Origin of the sequence: Actinomadura logoneensis (assembly GCF_003428695.1) — a bacterium.
GTDB classification, from domain to species: Bacteria; Actinomycetota; Actinomycetes; order Streptosporangiales; family Streptosporangiaceae; genus Spirillospora; species Spirillospora logoneensis.
Genome location: NZ_QURH01000416.1, coordinates 1 through 804, shown reverse-complemented (window position 1 = coordinate 804; position 804 = coordinate 1). Strand labels below are relative to the sequence as shown.

The 804-nt window shown below is 79.2% G+C and carries 1 protein-coding gene; it reads right to left on the bottom strand.

What is annotated here, in order from left to right; all coding sequences use genetic code 11:
• Positions 1 to 81: 81 nt before the first annotated feature.
• Positions 82 to 804 (bottom strand): flavin reductase family protein (locus DZF91_RS23040; protein ID WP_235834490.1); only part of this gene is annotated, 723 nt, incomplete at its 5' end.

The following is an 804-nucleotide window of genomic DNA, read 5'->3' as shown; positions in this document are numbered from 1 at the left end:
GGGGCGGGCCGGGCGGCACCCGTCCCGTCCCGGCGGAGCGCGGCCGGGGCACGGGCACCGGGGTGCTCCACCCGCGGCCGGTCACAGCGGCACCTGCGTCGGTTCGGGCCGCAGCTCGCGGAACCGGCCGTCGTGGAACACCAGGGCGTCGCGCGGGGCCGGCGGCTCGGCGTCGCGGCGGCTCGCCGACAGCAGCCGTCCGACGAAGATGGTGTGGTCGCCGCCGTCGTAGCCGCGCCACCGGCGGCACTCGAACGCCGCCAGCGCGCCCGCGATGAGCGGCACGCCGGTGCGCTCGCCCGGGGCCCAGTCGACCGAGTCGAACTGGGCCGGGCCGAGCGGGCGGAGGCGGTCGGCGAAGTGCCGCGCCACCGCCTCCTGGTCGGCGGCGAGCACCGAGATGCCGAAGTACTCGGTGTCGAGCAGCGACCCGTGCATCACGGCGGCGCGGTCCACGCACGCCAGGACGAGCGGCGGGTCGAGCGACACCGAGCTGAACGCGTTCGCGGTCATCCCGTGCGGCTTGGGGCCGCCGCAGGTCAGGACGGTGACGCCGGTCGCGAACGCGCCGAACATCCGCCGCAGCGCCCGCGTGTCCAGCTCCCCGTCCGGACCCGCCGGGCACGCCCCGGACGCCGCGACGTCCGGACCGCCGGACGGCCTGCCGCCGCGTCCCCCGGGGGTCACGGCGTCCGGACCGCCGGACGGGTTTCCGTCGCGGCCGGCGCCGGGGGCGGTGGTCCGGCCGTCCGCGGGGGCGGGGTCCTGCGCGCCGGGGCACTCCGGTGCGCACGTCGATGTCGC